Genomic DNA, 16,457 nt, shown 5'->3' with positions numbered 1-16,457 from the left:
CTAAGATTTGTTCAAAATTACGGGACCAAAAAATAGCAGCCTATGTCACTATAAATGACACCCGGCTGCTATTTTTATCCTCTTGCGAATGAATTATTCGTACAACACCGCTTTTATTTCGTCGCTGTCGATATTGGTCTTATCGTAGTAATAGAACCCCGTATCAATAGTCGATTCGACCTTCTCGCCGCGGATCGCTTCCACCGCCGCTTTGACCGTTTCATACCCGATGCCAACCGGATTCTGGGTAATCGCGCCCGCCATGACTCCGCTCTTGATGGCATCAATCTGCGCTTTGCCCGAATCGAAGCCGATAACGGTAATTTGGCCTTCCTTCTTCAGCTCGGTTACGGCATTAATAACGCCAACCGCGGAGCCTTCATTGGAGCCAAAAAAGCCCTTCAGGTTCGGATGCGCCTGCATCATCGCTTTCGCCAGGTCGGTTGATTTGAGGTGGTCGCCCCCGCCGTATTGAATGTCGACAATCTTAATATTGGGATATTTCTCTTTGATCCGGTTCACGAAGCCGTCGCGCCGGTCAACGCCGGTGACGGAAGTCTGGTCATGCACGATGACGCCAACTTCGCCTTCCCCGCCGATTAGCTCCGCCATTTTGTCTGCGGCAAGAGCGGCAGCGGCTTTGTTGTCGGTTGAAGCCGTTGTGATCGGGATGTCGCTGTCGACGCCGGAGTCAAAAGCAATAACCGGGATATTGGCGTCTTTTGCTTTTTGCAGAAGCGGAATGGATGCCTGGCTGTCGAGAGCGGCAAACCCAATCGCGCTAGGCTTCTTGTCGAGAGCCGCTTGCAGCATTTCGATCTGTTTATCCACCTGCGCTTCGGTCTCCGGCCCTTCGAAGGTAATTTCGACGTTGAACTCCGTGGCGGCTTTTTCCGCTCCGGCTTTCACCGCCTGCCAGAATTGATGCTGGAATCCCTTCGAGATGATCGGAATATAAATCTTGTCTCCGCTTGCTTTTGTTCCTCCGTTGTCGCCGCTTGATTGGCTGCCGCCGTCGTTGTTCGAACCGCAGGCGCTGAGCATCACAACCGTCATCAGTACAGCCAATACGACCGCCGTAAACTTTTTCACCGAAATCTCCCCTTTGATATGAATTCGTTCCATCCTATATAGAAGCTTGGGTCGCGAGATTTGCCTAAGAAACTCCGCGCCCAAGGTTTCTAACGAGTCCGGCGGCGCAAGATATCCGCGTAAACGGCCAGCAGAATGACAATTCCGACCACAACCGTCTGCCACTCTTGCGGAACGGACAAGATGCGAAGTCCATTCGTAAGCACGCTCATAATGAGAGCCCCGATAACGGTGCCCACGATTGTGCCTTTCCCGCCGCTCAACGAAGTACCTCCAATAACAACGGCGGCAATCGCTTCAAGCTCGTAGCCGGCACCAAGCGCAGGTTGCGCGGAATTAAGACGCGAAGCAATCAGAATGCCCGCGAGTCCGGTGAAAATACCGGTAATGGTGTAGATCGCGATTTTCCAGTAGTTCACGTTAACGCCCGACAGCCTTGTTGCTTCCTCATTGCTGCCAAGCGCGAAGTTATAACGGCCAACGATTGTTCTCGACAATAGAATGCTTCCTATAATGGCGGCAATAAAGAAAATAACAACCGCGTTCGGAATCGCAAAACCCGGGATGATCTCGTCAAAGAATGAACCTTGCGACACCTCGCTGAACACCGGATGATCATTGAAGTAGATCGGTTTCGTGCCGGAGATGACAAGCGCGAGTCCTTTGGCGATCATCATCATGGCGAGAGTCGCGATAAAAGGCGGGATTTTGAGCTTGGCGACCATAACGCCGGACAGCAGACCGCATATTCCGCCCGTCAGAATTCCGCCGATTATGCCAAGCGGTACCGGAAGCCCCCAATACGTTATGAATACCCCGGTCATAACCGCGCTTAAGGTCATGACCGTCCCAACCGACAGGTCAATGCCGCCCGTAATGATCACAAACGTGGAGCCTAGCGCCAATACGCCGGTCACCGCGGTGGAGAGCAGAATGCCTACGATATTGGTGAACTGAAAGAAGTTGCTCGATGCGATCGAGAAGACGAGAATCAGGACGATTAAGCTGGCAAAAGCAAGCACCTGCTGCAGAACGCCCGGCTTCAGCATAAGGGCCGCCTGCTTGCCGCCAAGCTGCGCGATTTCGGCTTTTGGCTGCATTTTCATGGAAGTTACCTCCTAAGAGTAAGAACTTTTATTGAAACGGTCTTGTCTTCGTCAAGCCCGCAGCGTGGCATAGCGCATAATTTGCTCCTGCGTCGCTTCTTCGCGGTCCAGCTCGCCGGTAATGCGTCCTTCGCACATAACGATGATGCGATGGCTCATCCGCATAATCTCGGGCAGCTCCGAGGAGATCATAATGATCGATTTCCCCCTGTCGGCAAGATCGTTCAGCAGCTTGTAGATCTCGCTTTTGGCTCCCACGTCGATTCCCCGCGTCGGTTCGTCGAAGATAAGAATGTCGCAGCCCTGGGTTAGCCATTTGCCGATGACCACCTTCTGCTGATTGCCTCCGGACAGGAATTTGACGTTCTGGTTAATGTGGGGCGTCTTCACCTTCAGGAGCTCAACAATACGATCGGCCGCCTTCGCGATTTGGCCGCTGTTCATCCATCCTACCCGATTCGCGTATTGCCTTAAGGAGGCGACCGCCACATTCGTCTTTACATCCATCTCGACGATACAGCCATACCGTTTGCGGTCCTCCGACAAATAGCCGATTCCCGCCTGCACCGCGTCATAAGGCTGCTTCAGCGTAACCTTGCGGCCATGGACCGTTATTTCTCCCGCATCGATGGGATCGGCGCCAAAGATAGCTCTCGCCACCTCCGTCCGGCCCGCTCCAATTAGACCGGCGAAACCTACGATCTCTCCTTTGCGGAGTTTGAAGCTGATATTGTCCAAGGCCCCCTTGCGGCAAAGCCCCTTCACCTCAAGCACCGTCTCGCTGCTCTCCGCTATCCGGATTTGCTTCGTGTTGTCATATATCTCCCGCCCGACCATCATCGCGATAATCTGCTCGTTCGTCACGGAAGCCGTCGGCACGGTATCGATATACCGTCCGTCCCGCATAACCGTAATCCGGTCGGTGATTCGCTTCAGCTCATCCATCCGGTGCGAAATGTAGACAATGCCAACCCCGCTGCTGCGGAGCTGATGAATAATGACAAACAGATCATCGATCTCGGAATCGCTTAACGCCGCGGTTGGTTCATCCATGATCAGAACCTTGGCGTCGTAAGAAAGAGCCTTTGCGATCTCAACCATTTGCTGCTTCGCAACCGTCATCTGGGAGACCGGTTCATCCGGATCCAGATCCATGTTCAGCCGCTCGAACAACCGCTCCACCTTCCGCTTCAGCTCCCGCTCGTTCAGGAACAGCCGAAATCCCCTTCTTGGCTCGCGTCCGATATAAATGTTCTGCGCAACCGTTAGATCCGGCGCCAAATTCAGCTCCTGATGAATGATGGAAATACCAAGCTTCTGGGCCGCTTTTGCGCTGAGCATCTCCACCTCCGCGCCGTCATAAACAATCGTTCCCGCATCCTTCTGATATACGCCCGTCAGCACCTTCATCAAGGTGGATTTGCCGGCCCCGTTCTCGCCAACCAGCGCGTGCACCTCTCCCCGCTTTAGCTCAAACCGGCAGCCCTGCAACGCTTGAACGCCAGGAAAATATTTGTCGATCCCTTCCATCTGAACGAGTAGTTCTTCCACGCCGGCATCACTCCATCCCGCTATAACTAAGCTAATTGTAAAGCGCTTTCCGATTGGCCAGAATGGAATAATGTATTTGAATAGTTGAAAAACATCTGATTCCGAATACGACGAAAAAAGAAGCTACTCTCCCACAAACGGGAAGAGCAGCTTCTGATTTTGTTCCGTGTACATATTGTCCTTGTTGATAATGACCGATTCCGTATCGATCCGCTCCGGAATCTTCTTGCCCCGGACCGCTTCGATGGCCGTCTTCACGCTCAGATAACCCATGTTGTACGGCTTCTGAACGACCGTTGCCTGAAGGACGCCGCCTTCGATCAGCTTCACTTCGTCAACCGAGCTGTCGAAGCCAACCAGCTTGACTTGGCCGCTAAGCCCCAATTCCTCAATAGCCCGGCCTGCGCCTACCGTTGAAGGCTCGTTTAATCCCACAATTCCTTTTATGCCAGGATCGGAAGACAGAAGTTCCTTTGTCAGCTCATAGGCTTTGTCCGGCAGACCTTCGCTGTATAACGTGCTTGCGACCTTAATATTCGTATGGCCGTTCAGCCATTCGCGGACTCCCTGTTCCCGTTCCATTTGCGAGGAAGTGCCGTATACAAAGCTTACTATGGCGATTTTGGCCGTATCCGCGCTCGGGAGCAGCCCCGCCATTTGTGCGGCCGCTTTTTGCCCGGCCTCGACATTATCCGTTGCGATAAAGCTAAGCGAATCGCGGCTGTTAATGCCGGAATCTACGGTTATAAGCTTGATGCCGGCTTTTCGGATTTGTTTCGCAACCGGAACAAGCCGGTTATAGTCCGTTGCCGCCATTACAATGGCATCCGGCTTGTCCCGAATCGCCTGCTCCAGCTGCTCGATCTGCAGATCAATCTCCCTCTCGGTGGGAGGGCCAATAACGGTTACGTTCGCGCCGTATTCCCGCGCCGCATCCTCCACGCCGGTGATCAGCACCTTCCAGAAATCGATGACTTGTCCTTTTGCTTTTACCGTGACAATGATATCGGCGGGCCGTTCTGCCCGCTGGCTCGCAGCCCATTTGTAAATGCCGAATGCCGCTATTACAATAACAATCGCGGCGAAGACCGCAGAGGCCGAACGGCGGCGGTATTCGCTCATGCGCCAGCACCTCCCCCAAATTCATCGCCCTGGATGGCCGCAATGCGAACCGTAACGGTTGTTCCTTCATCGGGATAACTCCGGTAAGACAAGCCATACTCCTTCCCGAAGTAAAGCTGGATCCGCTCGTGAACGTTAACCACTCCAACTCCTTTGCTGTCCCGGTCGCTCCGTCTAGGCTCAAGGATCGTCCGGAGCGCTTCCGCCTCCATCCCAACGCCGTTATCGCTCACTTCAAGCCATATATAGCCGTCACGTTTGCCTCCGGTCACCTGAATAGTTCCCGTTCCGATTCTATTCTTGATGCCATGATAAATCGCATTCTCAAGCAGCGGCTGCAAGAGAACCTTCAGCGTCCGGTAAGCATAAATATCCGGGTCGACGTCAATGTGGAAATCCAGCTTGTCCTTGTACCGGATCTTCTGAATCGTAAGGTAATTCGCGACATGTTCAATCTCCGTCCTTATGGAGACCAGTTCCTGCCCTCTGCTAATCGATGAGCGGAACAGCCGTGCCAAAGCAGAGGTCATGAGCACAACCTCGTCCGTCTTTTTCCCCTCGGCCATCCAAATAATCGAATCCAGCGTATTGTACAAAAAATGCGGATTAATCTGCGCCTGCAGCGCCGTCAGCTCGCTCTTCCGCTTAATCTCCTGTTCCCGGACGACCTGGCTCATCAGCTCCTCGATTTTGACGACCATCAGGTTAAACGTTCGGGCAAGCGATGCGATTTCGCGGGGATTGCCGATCGGCACCCGTATATGAAAGCTCCCTTTCTCCACCTTCTTCATATGCTCCTGGAGCTGCTTAATCGGGCGGGACAAGTTGCGCGATACAAACACCGCGAGCAATAAGCCCACGATAAGGCAAAAGATCCCCGCCGCCACCATCGACAGCTGCATCTCGCGTTTGTTCCCGATCAGCTCGTTCGCGTAAGATACGCCGACGATTTTCCATCCAAAGCCGGTGTCCTGGATCGTATAGATGCGGCTTGTTTTCCCTTCGTCGGTCATAAAGCTGCCGCTGCCCTTCGCCAGGACCTCGTCGATCTTCTCCGACTTCAAGTTGCTGTAGATCAGCTGCTGCTGCGGATGGTACACGATATTGCCGTCTTCGTCGACGATAAACACGTAACCTCGTTTGCTCAGGTCAATATTGTTGAGCGTATCGTTAATGACGCTAAAGTTGAGGTCGACGAGCAGCACGCCGCGCGGCTCCGTCTGATCTTTGCTCCACAGCTCCCGGCTAAGCGATACGACCCAGTCGTATTCGTCCTTGAACATATGCTGGACGTGGGAGGAAGAGACAACAATCCGGCCGGATGCCTCCTGCGCGCTTTTGTACCAGGGCTGATCCGCCAGCTTGATGCTGGGATTCAGCTCCGCATGCTCCCGGTCCGAGACGAACCGGCCGTTATAACCAATGACGTTAATCGAAGCGATGTCCTTGCGGGAAGCGATGATCGTGTGGAAATACGCCGAGATCCGCTGCTCGCGCTCCAGCTCCACCGCGCTTGTCCCGTCCTGGCCGTCTTCGCTTGCCAGCTCGCGCACATCGTCGTTGCTGAGCGCGAGCACCGATATATTTTCCATGCTGGTGATATAGGTCTGAATGTTGGCGTTCACTTGCTGAATCAGTTCCGCCGTATAATCCTGGGCCGTCTCGCGGACGGAGGAAGCTGACAGCTGATAGGAAATCACGCCAAGCAGAATAGCCGTTAATAGAATGAGGCAAGCGGAGGCGGCAGCGATATTAGTCTGAATGCTTTTGAATTTAAATAATTCCATAAGCGCGCCTCATGCCTGTTCCGCTGCCGTGCGGTGACGGTAATCGGTCGGCGATTCCCCGGTATGCTTCTTGAACAACACGCTGAAATATTGCGCGTCCCCATAACCGGTTCTGGCCGCGATCTCATAGGTTCTAAGGCCGGTGAATTTCAAGAGTTCCTTCGCTTTGTCCATCCGAACGGCGGTGACGTATTCGATAAACGTCCTTCCGGTATGGGCTTTAAAGGCCGCGCTGAAATAACTGACGCTCATATGAACCCTCTTGCAGACGCCTTTTACGGATAGATTCTCATCCTCGTAATGGGATTCGAGATAAGCGACGGCTTCTTCGATCTGAGAACGGCACTGGTCGTGGCGGGTTGCCGCAACGCTGTGAACCGCCCTTCGGCAGGCCGTCTTCAGCCACTCCCCGATCTCGTCCATCGTCCTGAACCGGTAGATCTCGGTCATCGGGTTCACGCCTTCTCCGAATACTTCGGACTCCTTGCAGCCGATATCGCCAAGCGCTTGCATGACGGCAAGGATCGTTCTTTGCATGCGCAAATAACAATGGTTGATGCTCGTTAACTCTGCTTTGTTATGCCGAATCAGCGCTTCGATTGCACGATCCGCTTCATCAGCCGTTCCGGTCTTAATGCCGGCAATTAGTTCCCGGTCGAACTCTGCCGGGTGTCCTGCTGGGGCGCTTCGGCGTTGTTCCATGTCCAGAATGCTGATAACGCTGTTGTCGCCAAGCACTAGCCGGTAGTCGAGAGCAGCCGCCGCAGCCTTGCAGCTTTCTCTGATCCGGGTATAACCGTGAACGTTCATCCCGATCCCCACCGAAACGGTTAGCCGCAGGAACTGCACCGACGACTGCCGGATCCGCTCTGCCAGCTCCTGCGCTTTCTCTTGCAGCGGCTCCTCGCGATCTCCGCCGAGAATCGCCATGACCCGCTCCTCGCGGCTTCGAAATATAACGGCATCCCAGGGTTCGCCGCTTATTATTTCATGCGCGATATTGTACACCGCAAACCTCAGAAGCTCCCTATCCGTATCCGCTCCGGCCTGCTCTTCCAGCCGGTCGGCGTCAATCGCCAGCCCAACATAACAAGGTCCCGCCAGTTGAATCTGGAAATAACGAAGACGCGAAGTGATCTCCTTCTCGCTTAAAGCCATCGTCGACATCCGTTCGAGGAAACGTTCCTTAAGCAGCGGCATGCTCTCATGCAGCTGGCTTTGCAGCCGGGCCAAATCCTCGCGTTCTTTCTTCTCCTCATCGAGCTCCAGCCGGAGCTTGCGCAGCATCGCGGATAGCTCGGCGGCCGTCACCGGCTTCAGGATGAAATCCTTCACCTTCAGCTTGAGCGCCTGCTGCGCATATTCGAAGTCATCGTAGCCCGTCAGAATAACGACCTTTGTATCCGGGTATCCCTCCATCACTTCCCGGGACAAAGCCAACCCGTCCATAAACGGCATGTTAATATCCGTCAGCACAATATGCGGCTTCAGCCGTTCAATCTCCTCCAGTGCCTGCACTCCGTTCTCGCAATCCGCCACGCACTGAAAGCCAAGCTCCTCCCATGGTATACGTTCCCTGATGCCTTCCCTCACGACCGCTTCATCATCCACCAGCACTATCGTATACAAGGCGGTTCCCCCTAGTACTTACGAGAATTGGAATTGTATGCGCTTTTATTATAGTCAGAGACTCTAGCGCAGGCAACGGGAAATAGAGCAGCTCCAACCCGGAACCACTCTAACGGACCACTTATGCGTCATCCTCACTCCGAAGGAGTCACCGCAAGCTGGAGCTCTCGCTCCAACTCCTCCTTGTAGGCAGCGCTGAGGCCGGCCGACCAGCCGAACAGCTCCGCCATATAGCGGTGGACGCCATCCTTCCAGCGGATTACGCGGCTGCGGTCGAACAGGAGGCTGCCGCTCCGGCGGATCCAGAAGTCGGCCGGCTTGCAGGCCATTTCATAACGGATCGCGTAGAGCAGCTCCAAGAGAAGCGTAACGGGCAGCTGCCTGCGGATCGCCTCTTCCTGCGCTTCCGGCATAAGACGGAGAACGGCAGCCATGTTCGACCCATACCTTCGGACAAGACGTTCCGCATCCAGCTTGGCAAGTCCCGCGGCAACGGCCGCGGAGGTATGCTCCGCCACGAAGCTGGGGTAACCATCCGAACCGCCAACGTCGCCGCCAGAGATCGGCAATGTCAACGTTTGGCTCTCTCCGATCCCTTCTTTCCCCATCTTCGCAAGCAGCGCCGCTGCCTGATCCATCGCGGTCTCGGCCATCTTTCGGTAACCGGTTAACTTCCCGCCGGCCATGGAGAGCAAGCCCGATGGCGAGGTCAACACCTCGTCCCGACGCGAAATTTCGGAAGGGCTTTTTCCCTCCTGATGGATAAGCGGCCGCACGCCTGCCCAGCTGGATTCCACATCCTCGGCCTTGAGCGCAAGGGTGGGGAACATCTCGTTTGCCGCCTTCAGAATATATTGCCGATCTTCCGCCGTCATTCGCGGATGGGCAAGATCGGAGCGATAATCCGTATCGGTCGTGCCGATGTATGTCTTCCCGTCGCGGGGTATCGCAAACAACATCCTTCCGTCCGCCGAATCGAAATAGATCGCTTGGCCAAGCGGGAACCGTCTCTGGTCAAATACGAGATGGACACCTTTCGTATGATGAAGCGTCTTGCCCGACTTGGAGCCGTCTATCTCCCGGATCGTATCCACCCAAGGCCCGGCTGCATTAATCGTAACCTTTGCTTTCACTTGTCCGATCTTGCCCGTCAGTTGATCGCGCAGCTCCGCTCCGGCTACCCGTCCATCCTCGTACAGCAAAGATTGCGCCTTGACGTAGGAAATAGCGCATGCTCCGAGCTCGACGGCCTTTTTCATGACTTCGATCGTTAGTCTGGCATCGTCGGTCCGGTACTCGACGTAATAACCGCCGCCCTTCAGCCCTTGCTTCTTGAGCAGCGGCTCTAACCGGATAGCCTCGTTGGCATCTACCATTTTCCGCCGCTCGGCGCGTTTGACCCCGGCTAGAAAATCATACAACCGCAGCCCGAGAGAAGTGCTAAATTTCCCGAAAGTGCCTCCTTTATAAATCGGCAACAGCATCCATTCCGGCGTCGTTACATGCGGCCCGTTCTCGTATACGATAGCCCGTTCTTTGCCTACCTCAGCCACAACGCCAATCTCGAGCTGCTTCAAATACCGCAGACCGCCATGCACCAGCTTCGTGGAACGGCTCGACGTACCAGCCGCAAAGTCCTGCATCTCCACCAGCGCCGTCTTCACTCCCCGCGAAACCGCATCAAGAGCAATGCCCGCCCCCGTGATGCCCCCGCCGATAATGAGCAAATCGAACTCCTCAGCCTGCAGCTTCGCGAACTGCTCCTCTCTTTTTAACGCGTTAAATAAGTTTGGTTCTCCCCCGTGTTCCTTCCGGCTTGCCATTAGAAACAGCTCCTATCGCTCATACTCAATGTGAAAAAAACCGCGAACCATTCTCCATTATGCTATTAAGCACAAGGAAGAACGGACACGGTCCTTTATATCTGCTTATCGAAAAGCCATCGCTGCCTGCACGGCTTTCTGCCAGCCGGCATAGAGCGCATCCACTTTCTCCACCGCCATGGACGGTTCAAAAATGCTCTCCAGGGAGCGCTGCTCCGCAATCTCCTCGCGGCCCTGCCAATACTGAACCGCTAGTCCCGCCAAATAAGCGGCGCCAAGCGCGGTTGTCTCGCTGATGACCGGCCGTTCAACCGGCACGCCAAGCAGGTCGCTTTGGAATTGCATGAGCAGATTGTTGCGGATGGCGCCGCCATCCACGCAAAGCGACTGAAGCGGAATGCCCGCCGACTGTTCCATCGCGTCCAGCACGTCTTTCGTCTGATACGCAATCGACTCCAGCGTTGCCCGGACAAAATGCTCGCGCCGCGTCCCGCGCGTCATGCCAAATGCCGCGCCGCGGACCTCGCTGTCCCAATAAGGCGTGCCAAGCCCAACAAAAGCCGGTACCACATAGACGCCTTCCGTGGAATCGACGGATGAGGCAAGCCGTTCGCTCTCTTCCGAGGTTTCGATCAGCTCCATGCCGTCGCGAAGCCACTGCACGGCCGATCCCGCAACAAAGACGCTTCCTTCAAGCGCATATTCCACTTGCCCGTCAATGCCCCAGGCAATCGTCGTCAGCAGTCCATGCTCGGAACGAATCGGCTCCGTGCCTGTATTCATAAGCATAAAGCAGCCGGTGCCGTACGTGTTTTTCGCTTCGCCCCGCTCAAAGCATCCATGCCCGAACAAAGCGGCTTGCTGATCGCCCGCGGCGCCCGCGATCGCGATTGGCCCGCCGAACAAAGCCGGCTCCGTTGTTCCGTACACTTCGGAAGACGAGCGGACCTCCGGCAGCATGGCTGCGGGAATATCCAGCCATTCGAGCAGCTCGGCATCCCACTTCAGCTCGTGAATGTTGTATAGCAGCGTTCGCGAAGCGTTCGAATAATCGGTTACGTGGACAGCTCCGCCTGTCAGCTTCCAGATCAGCCAGGTGTCCACCGTGCCGAATAACAGCTCGCCGGCTGCCGCTTTTTCCCGCGCTCCGTCTACCTCATCCAGCACCCACTTCGCTTTTGTGCCGGAGAAGTACGGATCGATCAGGAGGCCCGTTTTCTGCCGGATGGCAAGTTCATGGCCGGAAGTCTTCAAAGCTTCGCAAATACCCGACGTCTGGCGCGATTGCCATACGACCGCGTTATAGACAGGCTTCCCCGTTGCCTGGTCCCAGATGATAGTCGTCTCCCGCTGATTCGAAATGCCGATGGCTGCGATGCTTTCAGCGTTTAGGCCTTCTCTCTCAAGCAGCTCGCGTATCACCTTCAATGAAGTCTCCCAAAGCTGCTCAGCATCCTGCTCTACCCAGCCCGGATGCGGGAACGAGCAATCTACCGCCGTCTGCGCAACCGCGCGGGGAGTTCCCGCTTTATCGAATAGAATCGCACGCGTGCTGGTTGTTCCTTGGTCAAGCGCGATTATATAGGTTTCCTGCTGCGTCATGATCATCGATCCCCTTCTTCAACAAATCCTGCATTTCCCAAGTACTCGCTTTCACTATTGTATTCTATTCGCTGCGCAGAGCCAAACTCCCTTCGCTTGTTTTTTTGCAAAGGACTAGTAGCGTTCCGATACGATTTTTGCTTGCGTAAACAGGAGCAAATAGTCGCGCCCGCCAGCTTTGGAATCCGTACCCGACATGTTGAAGCCGCCAAACGGATGAGCGCCCACAAGCGCCCCCGTGCATTTGCGGTTCAAATACAGATTGCCCGCCATAAACTCGCGCCGCGCCTGCTCCAAATGCGCCCGGTTCCTCGATATGACCGCACCCGTCAGGCCAAATTCGGTGTTGTTCGCCATGCGGAGAGCTTCCTCGAACGAGGGGGCTTTCGTAAAGGCAAGCACGGGGCCAAAAATCTCCTCCAGCGAGATGCGGGCATTCTCGTCGACATCCGCAAATATCGTTGGCTCGATAAAATATCCCACCGAATCGTCGGAAGCGCCGCCGAGGACAAGTTGTCCTTCGCTTTTGCCGATCTCGATATATTCCTGGATTTTGCGAAACGCCTTGTCATCAATAACGGCTCCGACATTTGTCGTAGCCTCCGCAGGATCCCCGACCGCTAGCCGGTGAGTCCGCTCAATCACCTTTGCAAGCACCTCGTCGTACGCCGCCTCGTGAACGATCGCCCTAGAGCAGGCGGAACATTTCTGCCCGGAAAACCCAAAAGCGGCAGCGACGATGGAATCCGCCGCCAGATCAAGATCCGCATCGTCGTCTACGATAATCGCGTCTTTTCCGCCCATTTCGGCAATGACGCGTTTGATCCATTTTTGCCCCGGCCTCGTCTTCGCCGCCCGCTCGTTGATACGGAGTCCAACCTCGCGGGAACCCGTAAAGCTAACGAATCTCGTCAGCGGATGGTCGACTAGATAATCACCAACCTCGCCGCCCGGACCCGGCAAATAATTAACTACGCCGGAAGGAACGCCGGCTTCTTCCAGCAGCAGGGCGAACTGCGCGGCAATGACCGCGGTCGGGCTCGCCGGCTTCAGAACGACCGTATTCCCGCACACGAGCGCGGCCGTAGTCATGCCCGCCATAATAGCGAGAGGGAAATTCCAAGGCGGAATGACAATACCGACGCCAAGCGGAATATAATAAAGTTGATTCTCCTCTTCATCAAGCGGAGTCAGCGGCTGCGGCTCGCTTATACGCTGCAGCTCGCGCGCATAAAATTCCATAAAGTCAATGGCTTCCGCCGTATCCGCATCGGCCTCCGCGCGAGTCTTGCCTGCTTCAAGCGTCATCCATGCGGAGAATTCGTGCTTTCGAAGGCGCAGCAGCGCCGCCGCTTTATATAAATACCTGGCCCGTTCATTCGGCTCGGTAAACCTCCAGCTCTCGAAGGTGCGCGCGGCCGTTTGAATGGCTTCCTCCGCAAGCTTGGTATCAGCTTGAGAGACCACGCCAATGACTTGGTTTTTGGATGCCGGATTTATGGATAACGAAGTACGCGTCGTTGAAATCCGTCGTCCGCCGATGACAAGGGGATATTCCTGGCCCAGCTTCGATCTTACTAGCTCCAACGCCGCATCGTACGCCTTATTGTTAGATTCCGCCCCAAAGTTCGTGAACGGTTCATTCCTGAATGCTGCCCTCATACCCGCATCTCCCTTCGATACATGCTCTCTATTCCATTTATAGTTCATCCGGCAGGACGTTATGTGTGTCTTATAAGAAAGGAGCGATAGACAATGGGTGCTGGCCTTTACCGCCGAACCATGCTCACCATCTCAAACAACAAGCTTGTGGAGCATCTATCCACCCGTTATGGCCGCAAGCTCGCTTCCAAATTCATCGCCGGCGACAACTTGGAAGAAGCGATGGACCGAACGGAGGAGCTGAACAAACAAGGCATTATGGTAACGCTGGACCATTTGGGAGAAGGCATTAAAGATCTGAAGGAAGCCGAGGGGTACAGGGATGAGTATTTAAGGATTGTCCGCGAGATTGCGAAGCGAAAAGTAAACGCCAACGTCTCGCTTAAGCCCACCCAATTCGGCCTAGCGCTTGATAAAGAGCAATGCTACGCCAATATCCGGGCGGTAGTATCGGAGGCCAAGTATAGCCGGATTTTTGTCCGCCTCGATATGGAGGATACGCCGTACACCCAGGCCACTATTGACCTGGTACGCAAAATGCACGCCGGATGGATGACTAATGTCGGCACCGTTATTCAGGCTTATTTGCATCGATCGGAAGAAGACGTGGAGAAGCTTAGCAATGAGAAAGTGAACTTGCGGCTTGTAAAAGGCGCCTACAAAGAGCCGCCGGAGGTCGCTTACCAGAATGCCGGGCAAGTACTAGACAACTTCAAAAAGCTGATCGAGCACCGCCTGACGAACGGGATCTATACAGCCGTTGCCTCACACGACGACCGAATCATTAACTGGACCAAAAAGTTCGCCGCGGCGAACAATATCGCCCGGGACGCCTTCGAGTTCCAAATGCTCTACGGTCTCCGCATGAACAAGCAAGCCGAGCTTGCCGAGGAAGGTTACCGCGTGCGCTGCTACGTACCTTACGGCACCATGTGGTACCCTTACTACACCCGCCGTTTGGCCGAGAAACCGGCTAATCTGGCGTTGGTTTTGAGGAACATGTTTAAGTAACCGCAACAATCGGAGGCCATTTATACTCCGGTTGTTGTCGGGTAACCGCAAAGGACACCGGAGGCTACTTGGTGACCTTTGTCGGGTAACCGCAAAGGGCACCGGGGGCTACTTGGTGACCTTTGTCGGGTAACCGCAAAGGGCACCGGAGGCTATTTGGTGACCTTTGTCGGGTAACCGCAAAGGGCACCGGGGGTATACTCGGTGACCTGTGTCGGGTAACCGCAACAATCGGAGGCCAATTGTACTCCGGTTGTTCTCGGCAAGACGCAAGGATGCGGCTTGCGAAAATAATTTCCTTATATCCTGCTGTTTTTACCTTAAATAAGCCAAAACTGCTTATCCTAATACGCCATAACGCATATAAGGAAATTTATTACCTAATACGGAAACTCTTTTCCGCTACTTATGCAAAAGGTAAATAAGATGAATCAAAGATGCCAAACTCATCTAAATTAAGGAAATTTGTTTCCTTAATAGCGAAATTTCTCGCTAGCCGAGGTCGGTTAGACCCGTAGGTCGGTCAAAGGTCGGTTAGCTGCATAGGTCGGTTAGACTCGAACATCAAAATCCCCCGCGGAACCCGCGGGGGATTTAATCCTTTATTGCACCTGCTAGTGCTAGGCTACAACGTAGCCTACGTTGGATCTCCTCCACCATAAAAAAGCTAGTTAGTTAGCGTGCAGCCCCTACGTTGGATTCACTCCAGTAAAATTCTCCGAAATGTGCTACGTACAACTCGCATCGCTGAATTCACTGTACTCCATCCAATGTAACCCATGTTACCGAGGAGATACACCGCCTTTTACTGCATAATTTCCAACGTAGCTCCACCTGCTAGCTGTCCTTAATTCCTGCAACGGATGCCTCTAGAGAGAGTTAGTTTTAACCTACCAAGTCAGGACTGCAAACTAGTTCCCCAGCAAAATAAGCTCTTTCGGGTAGCTGGTCAGCACCCGTACCGAGCCGTCCGTTTGGATATACACGTCGTCCTCGATGCGGACGCCGCCGATGACCGGGTCATAGATGCCCGGTTCAATCGTAAATAGCAGACCCGGCTCAATAACCGACTGGTTCTGCCCGGAAACCGAAGGCTGCTCGTGTACGTCCATGCCGAAGCCATGGCCAAGGCGATGCGTAAACAGCGGTCCATAACCCTTCTGCTCGATCACGTCGCGGGCCGCTTTATCCACGGAAGCGAGCGTAACGCCTGCGCGAGACGCCGCGATCCCCGCCATGTTTGCCGCAAGCACCGTATCATAGATGGCACGTTGCTCTTTCGAAGCTTCGCCCATCACAAACGTTCTCGTAATGTCGGAGCAATAACCGCCCGCCTGCACGCCAATATCAATGAGCACGAAGTCGCCATGCTTAATCGTGTCATACCCCGGCGTACCATGCGGCAGCGCGGAACGCGCACCGGTAAGCACAATCGATTCAAATGCCGGACGGTCCGCACCAAGCTTGCGCATCTGATACTCGATTTCCGCCGTCAACTCAAGCTCCGTCATGCCAATCTTGGCGTGAGAAGCTGCGTGGGCAACGACTTTTTCCACCATTAAGACGGCGTTCTGCACTTTGCTAATTTCTTCTTCGCTCTTTTTCGTGCGCAGGGACAGGATAAAGCCCTCCAAATCCGCAAAACGCGCCCCTTCCAAAGCGCCTTGAATCCGTTCCGCCTTGGCGATCGACACCGCTTCTTTCTCGATGCCCGCAACCTTGGCTCCCGATGCGGTATGCTGCTTCAACACCTCGTACGCATCCTGCGTATCCGAGATCGGCACAAGCTTCCCGTTCCCGCCAAAAGGCTCCGCCGCGGACAAATCCAAAAGCGGCATATACAACGTTTCCTCTCCCGAGCGCGCATCCAGCGCCAAAGCCAGAAAACGCTCATGCGGATTGCAGAAAAAACCCGTGAAATAATATACATTCGTCGGAGACGTAATAAAGGCGATATCAATGCCATTGTTTTTCAAATAAGCAGCAAGTTGCTCTTTTCGTTGTTGCCAGACCGATTCCATCATTCTTCACTCCGTTTCTCAGTTAACGCCTACCCTGCTATTATAACGCCG

At 54.5% G+C, this 16,457-nt stretch carries 11 protein-coding genes; 1 reads left to right on the top strand and 10 read right to left on the bottom strand.

All coding sequences use genetic code 11. The features are described 5' to 3' along the window. Positions 1 to 93: 93 nt before the first annotated feature. From QQK89_RS16040 to pruA, 9 genes are all read right to left on the bottom strand, one after another. Positions 94 to 1,056 carry an ABC transporter substrate-binding protein gene (locus tag QQK89_RS16040; RefSeq protein ID WP_434481698.1) on the bottom strand — a complete coding sequence of 321 codons (963 nt, stop codon included), beginning with the start codon at positions 1,054 to 1,056 and terminating at the stop codon, positions 94 to 96. 125 nt (positions 1,057 to 1,181) lie between these two features. After that, on the bottom strand, positions 1,182 to 2,141 hold the full coding sequence (locus QQK89_RS16035; RefSeq protein ID WP_284239688.1) for an ABC transporter permease: 960 nt from the start codon (positions 2,139 to 2,141) through the stop codon (positions 1,182 to 1,184). Between the two features lie 108 nt (positions 2,142 to 2,249). After that, positions 2,250 to 3,749 (bottom strand): sugar ABC transporter ATP-binding protein, encoded by a 1,500-nt coding sequence (locus tag QQK89_RS16030; RefSeq protein ID WP_284239633.1) that lies wholly within the window; start codon positions 3,747 to 3,749, stop codon positions 2,250 to 2,252. A 123-nt stretch (positions 3,750 to 3,872) separates the two neighbouring features. Continuing rightward, on the bottom strand, positions 3,873 to 4,871 hold the full coding sequence (locus tag QQK89_RS16025; RefSeq protein ID WP_284239632.1) for a substrate-binding domain-containing protein: 999 nt from the start codon (positions 4,869 to 4,871) through the stop codon (positions 3,873 to 3,875). Further along, positions 4,868 to 6,658 (bottom strand): cache domain-containing sensor histidine kinase, encoded by a 1,791-nt coding sequence (locus QQK89_RS16020; RefSeq protein WP_284239631.1) that lies wholly within the window; start codon positions 6,656 to 6,658, stop codon positions 4,868 to 4,870. The genes QQK89_RS16025 and QQK89_RS16020 overlap by 4 nt, the downstream gene beginning before the upstream one ends. 9 nt (positions 6,659 to 6,667) lie before the next feature. Beyond that, positions 6,668 to 8,287 carry a response regulator transcription factor gene (locus QQK89_RS16015; protein ID WP_284239630.1) on the bottom strand — a complete coding sequence of 540 codons (1,620 nt, stop codon included), beginning with the start codon at positions 8,285 to 8,287 and terminating at the stop codon, positions 6,668 to 6,670. Positions 8,288 to 8,421: 134 nt separating this feature from the next. Then, positions 8,422 to 10,110, bottom strand: coding sequence for a glycerol-3-phosphate dehydrogenase/oxidase (locus QQK89_RS16010; RefSeq protein WP_284239629.1), 1,689 nt, complete (start codon positions 10,108 to 10,110; stop codon positions 8,422 to 8,424). A gap of 105 nt (positions 10,111 to 10,215) precedes the next feature. Then, positions 10,216 to 11,712 (bottom strand): glycerol kinase GlpK, encoded by a 1,497-nt coding sequence (gene glpK, locus QQK89_RS16005; protein ID WP_284239628.1) that lies wholly within the window; start codon positions 11,710 to 11,712, stop codon positions 10,216 to 10,218. A 114-nt stretch (positions 11,713 to 11,826) separates the two neighbouring features. After that, on the bottom strand, positions 11,827 to 13,374 hold the full coding sequence (gene pruA, locus QQK89_RS16000; RefSeq protein WP_284239627.1) for an L-glutamate gamma-semialdehyde dehydrogenase: 1,548 nt from the start codon (positions 13,372 to 13,374) through the stop codon (positions 11,827 to 11,829). 93 nt (positions 13,375 to 13,467) lie between these two features. Between pruA and QQK89_RS15995 the strand changes: the two genes are divergently transcribed. Continuing rightward, a complete protein-coding gene (locus tag QQK89_RS15995; RefSeq protein ID WP_284239626.1) occupies positions 13,468 to 14,385 on the top strand; it encodes a proline dehydrogenase family protein in 918 nt (305 codons plus the stop codon). Positions 14,386 to 15,296: 911 nt separating this feature from the next. Here QQK89_RS15995 and QQK89_RS15990 read toward each other — a convergent pair. Continuing rightward, the gene (locus tag QQK89_RS15990; RefSeq protein ID WP_284239625.1) at positions 15,297 to 16,409 is read right to left on the bottom strand and encodes a M24 family metallopeptidase; all 1,113 of its coding nucleotides are present in this window, start codon (positions 16,407 to 16,409) and stop codon (positions 15,297 to 15,299) included. Between the last annotated feature and the right edge of the window lie 48 nt (positions 16,410 to 16,457).

The sequence above is a fragment of the Paenibacillus glycanilyticus genome (assembly GCF_030161375.1).
Taxonomy (GTDB): Bacteria; Bacillota; Bacilli; order Paenibacillales; family Paenibacillaceae; genus Pristimantibacillus; species Pristimantibacillus glycanilyticus_B.
The sequence above is the reverse complement of the archived record's forward strand: the minus strand, read 5'-3'. Positions and strand labels throughout refer to the sequence as shown.